Origin of the sequence: Noviherbaspirillum sp. (assembly GCF_035944575.1) — a bacterium.
Lineage (GTDB): Bacteria > Pseudomonadota > Gammaproteobacteria > Burkholderiales > Burkholderiaceae_D > Noviherbaspirillum.
This window is the reverse complement of sequence record NZ_DASZBA010000191.1, coordinates 37,664-52,996: the sequence shown is the minus strand read 5'-3', so window position 1 is coordinate 52,996 and position 15,333 is coordinate 37,664. Positions and strand designations below refer to the sequence as shown.

At 61.8% G+C, this 15,333-nt stretch carries 16 protein-coding genes; 13 read left to right on the top strand and 3 right to left on the bottom strand.

Annotation, left to right across the window (positions count from 1 at the left end; all coding sequences use genetic code 11):
• Position 1: 1 nt before the first annotated feature.
• From VGU61_RS14480 to VGU61_RS14435, 10 genes are all read left to right on the top strand, one after another.
• Positions 2–199 carry a hypothetical protein gene (locus tag VGU61_RS14480; RefSeq protein WP_326859855.1) on the top strand — a complete coding sequence of 66 codons (198 nt, stop codon included), beginning with the start codon at positions 2–4 and terminating at the stop codon, positions 197–199.
• Between the two features lie 24 nt (positions 200–223).
• Positions 224–3,187: a formate dehydrogenase subunit alpha gene (locus VGU61_RS14475; protein ID WP_326859853.1), complete on the top strand. Its 2,964-nt coding sequence runs from the start codon at positions 224–226 to the stop codon at positions 3,185–3,187.
• A gap of 25 nt (positions 3,188–3,212) precedes the next feature.
• Entirely contained in the window at positions 3,213–3,866 is a 654-nt protein-coding gene (fdh3B, locus tag VGU61_RS14470) for a formate dehydrogenase FDH3 subunit beta (protein WP_326859852.1), read from the top strand.
• The gene (locus tag VGU61_RS14465) at positions 3,863–4,078 is read left to right on the top strand and encodes a hypothetical protein (protein WP_326859851.1); all 216 of its coding nucleotides are present in this window, start codon (positions 3,863–3,865) and stop codon (positions 4,076–4,078) included. The genes fdh3B and VGU61_RS14465 overlap by 4 nt, the downstream gene beginning before the upstream one ends.
• A 56-nt stretch (positions 4,079–4,134) precedes the next feature.
• Complete coding sequence (locus VGU61_RS14460) at positions 4,135–5,247, top strand: formate dehydrogenase subunit gamma (protein ID WP_326859850.1); 1,113 nt, start codon at positions 4,135–4,137, stop codon at positions 5,245–5,247.
• Positions 5,244–5,609: a hypothetical protein gene (locus VGU61_RS14455; RefSeq protein WP_326859849.1), complete on the top strand. Its 366-nt coding sequence runs from the start codon at positions 5,244–5,246 to the stop codon at positions 5,607–5,609. The genes VGU61_RS14460 and VGU61_RS14455 overlap by 4 nt, the downstream gene beginning before the upstream one ends.
• A gap of 72 nt (positions 5,610–5,681) precedes the next feature.
• Positions 5,682–6,527, top strand: a complete 846-nt coding sequence (locus VGU61_RS14450) for a formate dehydrogenase accessory sulfurtransferase FdhD (protein WP_326859848.1) — start codon at positions 5,682–5,684, stop codon at positions 6,525–6,527.
• Positions 6,528–7,090: 563 nt separating this feature from the next.
• Positions 7,091–7,798, top strand: a complete 708-nt coding sequence (locus VGU61_RS14445; protein WP_326859847.1) for an ABC transporter permease — start codon at positions 7,091–7,093, stop codon at positions 7,796–7,798.
• Entirely contained in the window at positions 7,795–8,469 is a 675-nt protein-coding gene (locus tag VGU61_RS14440; RefSeq protein ID WP_326859846.1) for an energy-coupling factor ABC transporter ATP-binding protein, read from the top strand. Before VGU61_RS14445 ends, VGU61_RS14440 begins: the two co-directional genes overlap by 4 nt.
• A gap of 104 nt (positions 8,470–8,573) precedes the next feature.
• A complete protein-coding gene (locus tag VGU61_RS14435; protein ID WP_326859845.1) occupies positions 8,574–9,389 on the top strand; it encodes a substrate-binding domain-containing protein in 816 nt (271 codons plus the stop codon).
• Positions 9,390–9,392: 3 nt separating this feature from the next.
• On the opposite strand, the gene VGU61_RS14430 is transcribed toward VGU61_RS14435, so the two are convergent.
• Entirely contained in the window at positions 9,393–9,728 is a 336-nt protein-coding gene (locus VGU61_RS14430) for a hypothetical protein (RefSeq protein WP_326859844.1), read from the bottom strand.
• Positions 9,729–9,977: 249 nt separating this feature from the next.
• Here VGU61_RS14430 and VGU61_RS14425 point away from each other — a divergent pair, with 249 nt between their 5' ends.
• Positions 9,978–10,577, top strand: coding sequence for a type 1 glutamine amidotransferase domain-containing protein (locus VGU61_RS14425; protein WP_326859843.1), 600 nt, complete (start codon positions 9,978–9,980; stop codon positions 10,575–10,577).
• A 15-nt stretch (positions 10,578–10,592) separates the two neighbouring features.
• Here VGU61_RS14425 and VGU61_RS14420 read toward each other — a convergent pair whose 3' ends face one another.
• Positions 10,593–11,348: an MgtC/SapB family protein gene (locus tag VGU61_RS14420; RefSeq protein WP_326859842.1), complete on the bottom strand. Its 756-nt coding sequence runs from the start codon at positions 11,346–11,348 to the stop codon at positions 10,593–10,595.
• A gap of 133 nt (positions 11,349–11,481) precedes the next feature.
• Positions 11,482–12,168: a Crp/Fnr family transcriptional regulator gene (locus tag VGU61_RS14415; RefSeq protein ID WP_326859841.1), complete on the bottom strand. Its 687-nt coding sequence runs from the start codon at positions 12,166–12,168 to the stop codon at positions 11,482–11,484.
• A gap of 232 nt (positions 12,169–12,400) precedes the next feature.
• On the opposite strand from VGU61_RS14415, the gene VGU61_RS14410 reads away from it, so the two are divergent.
• Together VGU61_RS14410 and VGU61_RS14405 are read left to right on the top strand one after the other, a co-directional pair.
• The gene (locus tag VGU61_RS14410; RefSeq protein ID WP_326859877.1) at positions 12,401–14,356 is read left to right on the top strand and encodes an AMP-binding protein; all 1,956 of its coding nucleotides are present in this window, start codon (positions 12,401–12,403) and stop codon (positions 14,354–14,356) included.
• Positions 14,353–15,177, top strand: a complete 825-nt coding sequence (locus VGU61_RS14405) for an ABC transporter ATP-binding protein (RefSeq protein ID WP_326859840.1) — start codon at positions 14,353–14,355, stop codon at positions 15,175–15,177. The genes VGU61_RS14410 and VGU61_RS14405 overlap by 4 nt, the downstream gene beginning before the upstream one ends.
• The last annotated feature ends 156 nt before the right edge of the window (positions 15,178–15,333 follow it).

Genomic DNA, 15,333 nt, shown 5'->3' with positions numbered 1-15,333 from the left:
CATGGCAGAGCAGAGCAAGATCGCAAGAAGGAGCTTCTTCGCCGGTCTCGGATTAGTCGCAGCCGCAGGCATCGCAGCGAAACTTTCCCCCAAAGCCGTCACCGCCGCCGTCGCGGAACCCGCCCCGGAAAAACCGGCGGGTACCGGTTACCGGATGACGGAACACGTCAAAAAATACTACCGCACCACCACCATCTAACCGTCAACCGTCGAGGGGACAACCATGCTGTTGACTCGCAAGGGCCAGTCAGGCCAGCGCTCGCCCAATCGTTTTTCATCCAGCCTCAGCCAGACCCTGTCGCGCGCATTGCCGACCATGGACCGACGAACGTTCCTGAAACGTTCCGGCATCGGCGTCGGCGCCGGCATTGCCGCTTCCCAGCTGAACCTGATCCAGAAGGCGAAGGCGGCGGACAGCGCCGCAGGCGCGGGCGGCGGCAAGATCGAGGTGAAACGTACCGTGTGCACCCACTGCTCGGTCGGCTGCGCGGTGGATGCGGTGGTCGAGAACGGCGTCTGGGTGCGCCAGGAACCGGTATTCGATTCGCCGCTCAACCTCGGCGCGCACTGTGCCAAGGGCGCGGCGCTGCGCGAGCACGGCCACGGCGAGTACCGGCTGAAGTACCCGATGAAGCTGGTCAACGGCAAATACCAGCGCATCAGCTGGGACCAGGCGCTAAACGAAATATCCGCCAGGCTGCTCGACATGCGAAAAACCAGCGGGCCGGATTCGGTGTTCTGGGTCGGCTCGTCGAAGCACAACAACGAACAGGCGGCGCTGATGCGCAAGTTCGTGTCCTTCTTCGGCACCAACAACACCGACCACCAGGCCCGCATTTGCCACTCCACCACGGTGGCCGGCGTCGCGAACACCTGGGGCTATGGGGCGATGACCAACAGCTACAACGATATGCAGAACGCGAAAGCGGCGCTGTATATCGGCTCCAACGCCGCGGAAGCGCACCCGGTGTCCATGCTGCACATGCTGCATGCGAAGGAAACCGGCACCAAGATGATCGTCTGCGATCCGCGCTTCACCCGCACCGCGGCCAAGGCGGACCAGTACATCCGCTTCCGCTCCGGCAGCGACGTCGCCGTGCTGTTCGGTATCGCCTACCATGTGTTCAAGAACGGCTGGGAAGACAAGAAGTACATCAATGACCGCGTCTACGGCATGGACAAGGTCAAGGAAGAAATCATGAAGTGGACGCCGGACCGGGTCGAGGACGTGTCCGGCGTGCCGGAGGCCGAGATCTTCAAGGCGGCCGAAACCATGGCCAAGAACCGTCCATCCACCATCGTCTGGTGCATGGGACAGACGCAGCATACGATCGGCAACGCGATGGTCCGCGCATCCTGCATCCTGCAGCTGGCGCTCGGCAACATCGGCGTCTCCGGCGGCGGCGCCAACATCTTCCGCGGCCACGACAACGTGCAGGGCGCGACCGACGTCGGCCCGAACCCGGACTCCCTGCCCGGCTACTACGGCCTGGCGACCGGTTCCTGGAAGCATTGGGCAACAGTGTGGGGCGTCGATTACGAATGGATCAAGAAGCAGTTCGCCTCGCAGGCGATGATGGAAAAATCCGGCACGACGGTGTCGCGCTGGGTGGATGCGGTGCTGGAAAAGAATGAACTGATCGACCAGGACAGCAACGTCAAGGCGATGGTGTTCTGGGGCCATGCGCCGAACTCGCAGACGCGCGGCCTCGACATGAAGAAGGCCTTCGACAAGCTCGACCTGCTGGTGGTGATCGACCCCTATCCGTCCGCCACGGCGGCGATGGCGGCGATGAAGGTGGACGGCCAGGAGCTAAACCCGAACCGCGCGGTGTACCTGCTGCCGGCGGCGACCCAATTCGAAACCTCCGGTTCGGTGACTGCATCCAACCGTTCGATCCAGTGGCGCGAGAAAGTCATCGAGCCGCTGTTCGAGTCGCGCACCGACCACATGATCATGTACCAGCTGGCCGAGAAGCTCGGCTTCGGCAAGGAACTGGTCGCGAAGATCAAGCTGGTGCCGGGCAAGGGCGGCATGATGGAGCCGGAGCCGGAAGACATGCTGCGCGAAATCAATCGCGGCACCTGGACCATCGGCTACACCGGCCAGTCGCCGGAACGGCTGAAGGCGCACATGCGGAACATGCATCTGTTCGATGTAAAAACGCTCAAGTGCAAGGGCGGCAAGGATCCGGTAACCGGCTATGACATGACCGGCGATTACTTCGGCCTGCCCTGGCCCTGCTACGGCAATGCCGAATTGAAGCACCCCGGCTCACCTAACCTGTACGACACCACCAAGCATGTAATGGACGGCGGCGGCAACTTCCGCGCCAACTTCGGCGTCGAGCGCGAGGGCGTGAACCTGCTGGCGGAAGACGGCTCGCATTCCGTCGGCGCCGATATCACCACCGGCTATCCGGAGTTCGACCACGTGTTGCTGAAGAAGCTCGGCTGGTGGGGCGACCTGACCGAGGCGGAGCAGAAAGCGGCGGAAGGCAAGAACTGGAAGACCGACCTGTCCGGAGGCATCCAGCGCGTCTGCCTGAAAGTGCATGGCGTGCACCCGTTCGGCAATGCGAAAGCCCGCGCGGTGGTGTGGAACTTCCCCGACCCGATCCCCTTGCACCGCGAACCGCTCTACAACACCCGCCCGGACCTCGTCGCCAAGTACCCGACGCACGAAGACAAGAAAGCCTTCTGGCGCCTGCCGACCTTGTTCAAGTCGGTGCAGGACAAGAACGTCGAAGCCAAGCTGGCCGAGAAATTCCCGATCATCCTCACCTCGGGCCGACTGGTCGAGTACGAGGGCGGCGGCGAGGAAACCCGGTCCAATCCGTGGCTGGCCGAGCTGCAGCAGGAAAACTTCGTCGAGATCAATCCGAAGGCGGCCGCCGACCGCGGCATCCGCAACGGCGAGTTTGTGATCGTGTCGACGCCGACCGGCGCCCGGCTGAAGGTGAAGGCGCTGGTGACCCCGCGCGTCGGTCCTGATACCGCGTTCATCCCGTTCCACTTCTCCGGCTGGTGGCAGGGCAAGGACATGATCGATTCCTATCCGGAAGGCGCGGCGCCGGTGGTGCGCGGCGAGGCGGTCAATACCGCCACGACCTACGGCTACGACTCGGTGACCATGATGCAGGAAACCAAGACCACGATTTGCAATATCGAGCGTTTTACCGCTTGATCGATAAGACGCTGAGGAGACAAACATGGCACGGATGAAATTCATTTGCGACTCGGAGCGTTGCATCGAATGCAATGGCTGCGTCACCGCCTGCAAGAACGAGCACGAGGTGCCCTGGGGCGTGAACCGCCGCCGGGTGGTGACCGTCAACGACGGCGTGATCGGCCAGGAGAAATCGATCTCGGTGGCTTGCATGCACTGCTCGGATGCGCCCTGCGCGGCGGTCTGCCCGGTCGACTGCTTCTACCGCACCGACGAAGGCGTGGTACTGCACAACAAGGACACCTGCATCGGCTGCGGTTACTGCTCGTATGCCTGCCCGTTCGGCGCGCCGCAGTTCCCGTCCAATGGCGCTTTCGGCCTGCGCGGCAAGATGGACAAGTGCACCTTCTGCGCCGGCGGTCCGGAGGAAAACGGCTCGAAGGCGGAGTTCGAGAAATACGGCCGCAACCGCCTTGCCGAAGGCAAGCTGCCGGCCTGCGCGGAAATGTGCTCGACCAAGGCGCTCCTGGGCGGCGACGGCGATGCGATCGCCGACATCTTCCGCACCCGTGTCATGCGACGCGGCAAGGGCAGCGAAGTGTGGGGCTGGGGCACCGCCTACGGCAAGGCCCCGAACGGGCCGGCGAATGGGAATGGGAACGGGTCGGCCAACGGTACGGAAGGGAAAAAATCATGATGAAACTGTTACTGGCATCCGCATCCCTGATTGTCCTGGCCGCCTGCGGCGAGAAAGAGCAAACGACGGGCAGCAGGGGCGACAGCCCGCCATGGCAGGGCACGAAAAACGCCTACATGGAAAAAGGCTGGACCGCCGGCGACAAGACGGCATGGGAAACCCAGCTTCGCACCCGTTCGCAGCAGCAGAACGAGTACGTCAAAAGCAACTGAACGCGTCGTGCGGCGCACGGGCAGGTGACTGCGCCGCATGAGCAGAGGGAAACATCATGAAAACATGGTTTGCCAGTCTTGCCATCGGGCTGTCGGTCCTGACGATGTCGGCGACACCGGCCATCGCACAGCAGGCGTCGGCGGCGCCGAATGTCGAATCGGTCGACATCCTCAAGCAGAATCAGGCCGAGCGCGCCGTCGTTCAGCCCGGCAACAACGCGCCGGTGTGGCGCACCATCAAGGAAGGCACGGAGAACTATTCCAGCCTGCCGTACCCGGAAGCCGGCGTCCTGATCCAGCCGAAGGCACAGTTCCCCGGACAGGCGCAGGCCGTGACCGCCGGCGAGGCATGGCGGCAGTACCGTAACGGTCCGCTGACGCAGATCGGCGGCTGGCTGCTGATCGTGGCGATCCTGGGTATTGCCGGCATGTTCCTGCTGAAAGGCCCGATCAAGCTGCAGCATCCCCGAACCGGCCGCCTGATCGAACGCTTCACCTCCGTGGAGCGCATCGCCCACTGGACGATGGCGATCAGCTTCGTGGTGCTGGCGATCACCGGCATCGCGATGCTGTTCGGCAAGTACGTGCTGCTGCCGGTGTTCGGCCACACGCTGTTCGGCTGGCTGGCCTATGCGTGCAAGAACATCCACAACTTCGTCGGCCCGCTGTTCACCATATCGACCCTGGTGTTCTTCGTGATCTATGTAAAGGACAACCTGCCGCATGCGACCGATATCGAGTGGATCAAGCGTCTCGGCGGCGCGGTCGGCAAGGGCCATGTCAGCGCCGGCCGTTTCAATGCCGGCGAAAAACTATGGTTCTGGTTCGGCGTGGTATTGCTCGGCCTCGTTGTCAGCACTTCGGGTTTCGTGCTCAACATGATCGTGCCGGGCCTGCAGTATGACCGCAGCATGATGCAGGTCGCCAACATCATCCACCTGAGCTCGGCGACGCTGGTCACCGCGATGTCGTTTGCCCATATCTACATCGGCACGCTTGGCATGGAAGGTGCATATCAGGCAATGCGCACAGGCTATGTGGACGAGACGTGGGCCAAGGAGCACCATGACCTGTGGTATCAGCAAATCGAGAATGGCGAGATTCCGCGCATGCGCACGAAGAAATCCGTCGCCGCCCGTCCAACGGTCCTGAAGGAGAACCGCACATGAAGAAGTTGTCGTTCGGCTTGATCGCCCTTGCAATTTGCGGCGCGGCGCAGGCAAAACTGCCACCGCCGACCCCGGAAGCAACCGCCGCAGCAGCAGCCGCCAAGGACAAGGCGGCGTGGGGCGACAAGGTTGCCGCCTACAAACTCTGCCTGTCGCAGGACAAGGTCGCGGCATACTACGCGAAGACCAAGAACGTGAGCATCAAGGGCGGGCCGGAAGTCCCGGCATGCACCGATCCCGGCCCCTACGTGGCGGCACAGCAGGCAACCCAGGTCGGCGTCGCCGATGCCAAGCCGGTACCGGCGGCGGGTCAGCAGACCCAGCAGGCCCAACCGGCCCAGGCCGCTGAAACGAAGAAGTAAGGCAGCAAACCACGCAGCACGATGCATGGCGATGCCGGTCGCCATGCCAGACCCGGAATAAAGCGATTCGCCATGTCACGCCGCCCTCTTCTTTCCAGTGCCACCGTCCCTCTCACCAGGGAAGTCGAAGTCATGGACGAGCGCGGCCGCCTGTCCACCATCTCGATCCCGGCCGAACGGCCGCTCACTGTCTATGTCGACAAGCGCGAACTCGTCACCCTGATGACCCTGGGCGGCGCGCCGGAAGCCCTGACGCTCGGCTATCTGCGCAACCAGCGGCTGGTGCGGTCCATCGACGAGATCGAATCGGTGCAGGTCGACTGGGAAGTGGAAGCGGTTGCCGTCACCACCCGCAACGGCATTGCCGACGTGGAAGAACGGACGTCGAAAAAAGTCGTCACGACCGGCTGCGGCCAGGGCTCGGTCTTCGGCGGTTTGATGGATGAGGTCGACAGCATCACCCTCTCGCCCGACGCGCGCCTGAAGCAATCGACGCTGTACAAGATCGTCGATACCATCCGCGTACAGCAATCGATCTACAAGCAGGCTGGCTCGGTGCACGGCTGCGCGCTGTTCTCGTCGGATGGCGAACTGCTGTACTTCGTCGAGGACGTCGGCCGCCACAATGCGGTCGACTCCATCGCCGGCCGCATGTGGCTGGACGACATCGGCGGCGACGACAAGATCTTCTACACCACCGGCCGGCTGACCTCGGAAATGGTCATCAAGGGCGCACAGATGGGCATCCCCTTCCTGCTCTCCCGCTCCGGCACCACCCAGATGGGCCACATGGTCGCCGAAAAACTCGGCATGTCGCTGCTGGCGCGCTGCACCGGCAAGCATTTCCTGCTGCTGACGGGCAAGGAGAGGTTAATTCTTGAACCGCATCTGCTGGAAGGCGGGTTAAGGGTGGCGTGAGGCATTTGCCAAGAATGGGTAAGCTGACTGCAAATCGCCAGGGTTGCGCATAGAGGCTGTGGTTGTTGAATTCCGCTGTGGCGCTGCCGAGGAAGTGGCGTGCCGAGCGGATATAGAAGCGAAATTTGTCTGAGCCGCAGGCGAGTTTATTTCGCTTCCCGCTTGGTGCGTCACTTCCTCGGGGACCCGAAGGGCAGCGACTTTGCCTCGCTGGAGCAGTGCTCCAGCCCTTTTTTGCCTCCTTTTTTGGCGAAGCAAAAAAGGAGGTGGCCCGCCGGGGCCAGTCCCGGCTGGTCTCTTCGAAGAAAGGAAAGCGTTGAATTAACGAAGAGAATTCCTGCACTGGTTTCCCTTTGCATTCGATATTGTTGCCGAGGTAGTCTTTGGTTGATACTCACTACCCCCATCCTAGCCTTCCCCCTGGAAGGGGGAAGGGACCTTTCCTTTACATCGGGAAGCGAGACGGTAAGGATAGAAGCAGTATGCGTTCACCAGACCCACTGCAAACCACATCTCAAACTCTCAGTAGAATGACACTCATCCGCACTCCCTAGCCTCACCCAATGCACCTCCTCACCGCCATCAACGACGCCTTTGCCCTCCTCTTCTCCGGCGACGCCGCGCTATGGCAAATCATCTGGGTCTCCCTGAAAACCTCCTTCATCGCGCTGCTGATCGCCGCACCCATCGCCGTGCTGGCCGGGTATGCGCTAGCCACCCGCAGCTTCAAGGGCCGCCGCATCGTCATCTGGCTCGCCCAGGTATCGCTATCGCTGCCGACGGTATTGATCGGCCTGCTGCTCTACCTGATGCTGTCGCGCCAGGGACCGTTCGGCAGCCTGCAATGGCTGTTTTCGCAATCCGGCGTCATCGCCGGACAGGTACTCATCGCGCTGCCGGTGCTGATCGCCTTCACGCTGGCGGCGGTGCAGGCGGCAGACATCCGCATCGCCGAAACCGCGCTTAGCCTCGGCGCATCGGCATGGCGCGTCATGACAACGGTGCTGTATGAAGTGCGCTTCGGCGTCATGGCGGCCGTCATCACCGGTTTCGGCCGGGTGATTTCCGAAGTGGGCTGCGCCATCATGGTGGGCGGCAACATCGCCGGCGAAACCCGCACCATCACCACCGCGATCGCACTCGAAACCAGCAAGGGGGATTTTGCGCAGGGCATCGCGCTCGGGCTGGTGCTGATCACATTCGCCCTGGCAATCAACGCCCTGCTGATGCTGGCGCAGGGCGATGCGCGCGGCGTCCGGAGCGCATCATGAGCCCGATCCTGTCGCTGCGGCTGTTGCGCAAGGCGTATGGCGAGCGGCTGCTGTTTGACATCGACGCGCTGACCGTCAATGCCGGATGCGCCTATGTGCTGACCGGCCTGAACGGCGCCGGCAAAAGCACGCTGCTGCGCATCCTCGCCGGACTGGAACCGGCGGCAATCGGCGACGCCCGCTTCCTCGGCGAACCGGTGTCCTTCCAACCCTACCCGCGGGCATTGCGCGACGCGATCGTCTATGTGCACCAGCATCCGATCCTGTTTTCAACGACCATCGTCGACAATATCGGCTATGGCCTTGTGGCGCGCGGCGTGGCCAAGGCTGATGCAGCGCAACGCATCGAGGAAGCATTGCAGTGGGCCGGGCTTGCGCACCTGCGCAACAGCAAGCCGCACACGCTGTCGGGCGGTGAAAAGCAGCGCGTCGCCCTGGCGCGTGCGAAGGTGCTGTCGCCCCGGTTGCTGTTGCTGGACGAACCGACCGCGAACCTCGACGGCCCGGCACGGGAACAGGTGATCCGCCTGATTCCGTCGCTGATCGATGCGGGATGCAGCGTGATCATGGCGTGCCATGATCGCGATTTGATCGCACTGCCGGGCGTGCAGAGGCTGAAGCTGCGGGATGGAAGGTTGCAGGCGCGGCAAAACAGGGTGCGGGTGGCGTGAGGGCGGGAAGCTTAATGAGATATTGATTATGCCGCTGGCATGCTCCTTCCCCCTTGCAGGGGGAAGGAGCAAGTGGCCGATTGCTTCTACTTCGGAGACATGACATGAATTTCCAATTCCTCGGACGCTTCTTCACCATCGCCCTGACCGCCACCCTCCTCCACCTCCCCGCTTTGGCCCAGGACGTCATCCGCCTCTCCACCACCACCAGCACCGAGAATTCCGGCCTGCTGAAATTCCTGCTGCCGGAGTTCGAAGCGCAATCAAAAACCAAGGTGCACGTGATTTCGGTCGGGACCGGCAAGGCGCTGGAGCTGGCGAAGAATGGCGATGTCGATGTGACGCTGGTGCATGCGCGGCCATCGGAGGACAAGTTCGTGGCGGAGGGCCATGGGGTGAACCGGCGCGATGTCATGTACAACGATTTCATCATCGTCGGCCCGACCGCGGACCCTGCCGGCATCAAGGGCATGAAGGATGTGACGGCCGCGATGAAGAAGATCGTCGACGCGAAAGCGAAGTTCATTTCGCGCGGCGACAATTCCGGGACCGACCAGATGGAAAAAGCCTATTGGAAGGAAATCGGCACCCAGCCGGTGGGCAGCGCCTACATTTCCGCCGGGCTTGGCATGGGCGAAGTGCTGACGATGGCGGCGGAGCTGCAGGCTTACACGCTGACCGACCGCGCCACCTACCTCGCCTATAAGGCGAAAACCGGATTGGCGATCGCGGTCGAGGGAGACAAGAAAATGTTCAACCCCTACGGCATCATCGCCGTCAACCCGGCAAGGCATCCGGGCGCCAATCACAAGGGCGCGATGCAATTGATCGAGTGGATCACCTCCGACGCGGGCCAGAGGCGTATTGCCGACTTCAAGGTCAATGGCGAGCGGTTGTTCTTCCCCTTCGCCAATCGCTGACCGTTATTTTTTCTCGCCGGTCGTGTCGGGCACGGAGTGATTGTTCACCTGGCCAGACTGCGGCATGGCGGTTTTTTCTTCCTGCTTGCTTAACGTGCTTGGATTGGCCTGCGTCGGCGATTGGGCGTCACCGCTGCTTCCGGTGCTGCCCGGGGCGGCTGGCTTCATCGTCGCGTCCGACGACGGCATGGCGCTTGGCGGCGCAGCGACCGACGTGCTCGACGACGTCGATCCGGCGGCCGACGATGTCACCGGCGTTGGCGGCTCGGATGCCTTCTGGCATCCCGCCATGAACAGGACTGCGGCGGAAAGAACGATCGACATGCGGCTGATATTCATGAATGCCTCCACTATATAAATACGGGTCAAGCGTGATTCATTCGGCTCCCTGTTGTGTCGCGCAAATGCCGGATTGGTTATTGTTCGACTTGTTTCCGGAATGCTGGTTCGGCAACCGCAATTGTTGAAGATCAGACAGTGTGACGGCCACCGCGCCGGCGCAATGTGCAAAGCCAAGGGACCTCATGCCCCGCCGAACTTTTTCCATGCGGGTTACTCCACTTCATATTTGCAGACAGGAGAACAAGCATGGATCCAGTACTGAACGGCATGCAGGTGGCGATTCTCGTCACCGATGGCTTTGAGCAATCCGAACTCACGGAGCCGAAAAAGGCGCTGGAACAGGCCGGCGCAACCACCGCCATCGTGTCCGACAAATTCGACAAGGTGCAAGGCTACAACCACGACCAGAAGGCCGATGAATTTACCGTCGATCTGCTGCTAACGGAAGCCGACCCGATGGAATTCCACGCGGTGCTATTGCCGGGGGGCGAAATCAATGCGGGAAAATTGCGCAACATCCCGGAAGCCCAGCGCTTCGTCCAGGGGATCGACGAGGAACAGAAGCCCATCGCCGTGATCTGCCACGGCGCATGGCTGTTGGTATCGGCCAAGCTGGTGGAAGGCAGGACGCTGACCAGTTATCCGACGCTTCAGGACGAAATCCGTAGTGCCGGCGGCAACTGGGTGGACCAGGAAGCGGTGACGGACGGCAACCTCGTCAGTAGCCGTACGCCGGACGACCTTCCGGCGTTCAACGAAGCGATGGTCGAAGCGATCTCCAACAAGATGCGCGCGCATCTGCGCGGAACCGCCGATGAACATGCAGTGGGGATTGCAAGCAGCTAGTCAACCGACCGGCGTCTAGTTTCGCGCATGTGAAAGCTGGAAGCTCTCCACGCCTTCGAAGGCCGACAATTCCCTCGCCAGCTCGGTCAGCGGCGCGCCGCTGACCTTGTTGAGCGCGACACCGACAAAATGCCACTCCGCCTGGCCATTCCGGACGGAAATGGCAATCGATCCGTTCGCGATCTCATAACCACGTTCGAGTGCCGCGCGCCGCAGTCTTTCCTCACTGGGTTGCACGCCTTTACAGAAACGCAGCGTGAATGCGACCGCCTGCCGGGATGGCAGTCGCGCGCCGAGTTTCGGTATCCATACCATGCACATCGCCGACAGGACCGCCAGACCGATGGCGGCCGGATAAAACCCGACGCCGACCAGGATGCCGATCACCGATGCCGCCCAGATCGACGCGGCGGTGGTCAGCCCGCTGATGTTGAGGCCTTCCTTCATGATCACGCCGGCACCGAGGAAGCCGATGCCGGTGACGATGCCCTGGATGATGCGCGTCGGGTCCACGCCGTACAGCATCCCGGCCTCCGCGCCGTTTTGCCCTCCAAACCAGTCGCCGGGGTAGCCGGCGATCACCGTCAGCGCCGCCGAGGCCATGCACACCAGGCCGTAGGTACGCATGCCGGCGGCCCGGCCATGGTAGGAGCGCTCATAGCCGACCAGCAATCCCAGCAGCAATGCGCCAAAAAGGCTCAGGACGACGATCAGGTTCGACGCCAGCACATGGCCGGACCAGAATGCGGCAAGTGACTCCATGGCGGGCATCGGCGGTCTTCCTTCGACGGGCAATAAGGTATTGCCTGATGGTAGCGCGGATGTCCGGGCGGGTCGTATCTCATTCGACCATTGTTGAGATAGTTAAAGATCGCGACAGTTGCGGCGTCTGGTACCCGACATATCACTTGCGGAAGTTGCGCAATCCTTCCAGATCCAGTATCTGGATGCCGCCGTAATCGACTTTCAGCAGACCTTCCCTTTCCAGCACCTGCAGCGCCTGGTTGGCGCGCTGGCGCGACGCACCGGACAGGTAGCCGACTTCCTCCTGCGAGATTTGCAGCAGCGTGCTGGTGCCGGGATAGAGATGGGGATTGAACAGCGCTGCAAGGCAGCGTGCCACCTTGGCATCGGGGTCCAGCAGACGGTCGAACTCCACCATGCCGATGAATTGCCCAAGCCGCTCGTTCAGCTGCATCAGCAGGAAACGGGTGAACGGCAGGCTGGTATCGAGAAGCCACATGAAGGTCTTGCTCGGCATGCGCGCGATGCGGCTGTCGCGCAATGCGGTGACATCGTACTTGCGGTGTTCCTGCTTGAGCAGCGTGCCTTCGCCGATCCAGCCGCCGGCGGGCACGCCGGCAAATGTCACCGATTTTCCCTCCGGCGACAGATTGTTGATCTTGATCAAGCCTTCGATCACGCCGATCCATGCGTCCACCATCTCGCCCTTGCGGCACACGAAGCCGCCTTTCGGCACGAACTGCTCGATGGTTTCCGCTTCCACCCGCGCCATCTGCTCGGGCGTCAGCTGCTGCGCCCAGATAGTCTGGCGCAGCAATTGATTGAAGGAGGCTTTATCAGAATTCATTGTGCAATGCGTCAACGAGATAGTTGAAGTTAGTTTGTTTTAAAGCGTAGATTGTCAATCAGATGACAGCGCACGACGGCGCATCACTCTAGTATCCTGACAAAAAGAGTTCCAAGAACATCACGGAGATATTGTAAGCGGATACCGCGTGCAGAAAGCGCACGGGCCGCTTGCATCGCCGTCACGGCGTCTCTTCTCTACCGAAGTGCAGGTCAAAGGAAAGAGCGGGATGATGGACGAGACACACGCAGCGGGAACGCAGACCTTCCCGCGCATATTGATGCAGCACGCGAAACAAAGACCGGGCAAACCGGCGTTCCGCGAAAAGGATCTGGGCATCTGGCAGACCTGGAACTGGTCCCAGGTCAACGATGAAGTGCGCGCGCTCGCCTGCGGGCTGGCGGCCATGGGCTTCCGGCGCGGCATGAACCTGGCGATCGTCGGCGATAACCGGCCCCGCCTGTACTGGGCGATGATGGCCGCGCAATGCCTCGGCGGCGTGCCCGTGCCCCTGTACCAGGATGCGCCGGCGGCCGACATGGCCTATGTGCTGGACGATGCGGAAATCGATTTCGCCATCGTCGAGGACCAGGAACAGGTCGACAAGCTGATGGAGATCAAGGCCACGCTGCCGCGTATCTCGCACATCATCTACGACGATGAGCGCGGCATGCGCAACTACACGCAGCCGGAACTGACCTCGTACAAGAGCGTGCAGCAGCTCGGCCGCGAGTTCGACCGCGCCAATCCGGATTTCTTCCTGCGCGAAGTTGCTGCCGGCAAGCCCGACGATGTATCAATCATGATGTACACCTCGGGCACCACCGGCAAGCCGAAAGGCGTGTGCATGGCGCATGGCGCGATGATCGCGGCGGCGACCGGCGGTGTCGGTTTCGACAAGCTCACCGATGCCGACGACATCCTGTCCTACCTGCCGATGGCATGGGTGGGGGATCATCTGTTCTCCTTCGCGCAGGCGCTGGTGGCGGGTTTCACCGTCAACTGCCCCGAGTCCGGCGATACGGTAATGACCGACCTGCGCGAGATCGGGCCGACCTATTACTTCGCGCCGCCGCGCATTTTCGAGAACCTGCTGACCACGGTGATGATCCGCATGGAGGATGCCGGTTTCGTCAAGCGCAAGCTGTTCCATTACTACATGGACGTGGCGCGGCGGGTCGGCTCCGACATCCTCGACGGCAAGCCGGTCGGCATGATGGACCGGATCAATTACACATTGGGCAAGATGCTGATCTACGGCCCGCTGAAGAACGTGCTCGGCATGTCGCGGGTGCGCGTGGCCTACACCGCCGGCGCGGCGATCGGTCCCGACCTGTTCCGCTTCTACCGCTCCATCGGTGTCAACCTGAAGCAGCTCTACGGCGCCACCGAAACCTGTGCCTATGTATGCCTGCAGCCCGACGGCAACATCAAGTTCGATAGCGTCGGCCTGCCCGCGCCCGGCGTGGAAGTGAAGCTCGCGGACAACGGCGAGGTGCTGGTGCGCTCTGCCGCGATGCTGAAGGAGTACTACAAGCGGCCGGACGCGACCGCCGAGGTGATCGACGAAAACGGCTATTTCCATACCGGCGATGCCGGCTTCTTCGATGAGCAGGGCCACCTGAAAATCATCGACCGCGCGGCCGACGTGGGCAAGATGTCCGGCGGCGACATCTTCGCGCCCAACTACATCGAGAACAAGCTCAAGTTCTTCCCTTTCATCAAGGAAGCAGTTGCCTTCGGCAACGGGCGCGACCGGGTGTGCGCCTTCATCAACATCGACATGGACGCGGTTGGCAACTGGGCCGAGCGGCGCGGCCTGCCCTACGCCGGCTACACCGATCTCGCGGGCAAGCGCGAGACCGCCGACCTGATCGCCGAATGCGTGGAGAAGGTGAACGCCGATCTTGCCGCCGAACCGCTGATGAGCGGCACCCAGATCCATCGTTTCCTCGTCCTGCACAAGGAACTCGATCCGGACGATGATGAGCTGACGCGCACGCGCAAGGTGCGGCGCAAGTTCATCAGCGAGAAATACCGCGTGCTGATCGATGCGCTGTATTTGGAGAAGACTTCGCAGTACATCGAAACGCAGGTGAAGTTCGAAGACGGGCGGCAAGGCATGATCAGCGCCGACCTGCAGATCCGTGACGTGAAGACATTCCCCGCTATCAGGCAGGCAGCATGAAACGAGACGACGAAGGCGCAACCGGCGGGACCACGACAAATGCCAGGCGGATCGGCGATGTCATCCTCAGCCTGAAAAACATTTCACTGTCGTTCGGCGGCGTGAAAGCCCTGACCGACATTTCCTTCGATGTGCGCAAGCACGAGATCCGCGCCATCATCGGCCCCAACGGCGCCGGCAAGAGTTCGATGCTGAACGTGATCAACGGCGTCTACCGGCCGCAGCAGGGTGAAATCGTTTTCCAGGGCAAGCACCGCAAGGACATGAACACCCACGCAGCGGCCAAGAGCGGCATCGCGCGGACCTTCCAGAACATCGCCTTGTTCAAGGGCATGTCAGTGCTCGACAACATCATGACTGGCCGCAACCTGAAGATGAAATCGAACCTGCTGCTGCAGGCGCTGCGCTGGGGGCCGGCGGAAAAGGAAGAGATCGCGCACCGGGTCAAGGTGGAGGAGATCATCGACTTCCTGGAAATCCAGCATATCCGCAAGACGCCGGTCGGCCAGCTGCCGTACGGCCTGCAGAAACGGGTCGACCTCGGCCGCGCGCTGGCGATGGAACCGGAAGTGCTGCTGCTGGACGAGCCGATGGCCGGCATGAACGTCGAGGAAAAGCAGGACATGTGCCGCTTCATCCTCGACGTGAACGACCAGTTCGGCACCACGGTGGTACTGATCGAGCACGACATGGGCGTAGTGATGGATATCAGCGACCGGGTGGTGGTGCTGGATTACGGCAAGAAGATCGGGGATGGTACGCCGGATGAAGTGCGGGGGAATGAGGATGTGATCCGGGCTTATTTGGGGACGTCGCATTAAGCGCAGTGAATGCATTGACTACGAATCTGGCACCACTGTAAGGCCCCTTCCCCCTTTCAGGGGGAAGGTTGGGATGGGGGTAGTGAGGTCGAACCAACGTATGCAGTAGCTCGACCTCACTACACCCACCCTAGCCCTCCCCCTGCGAGGGGGAGG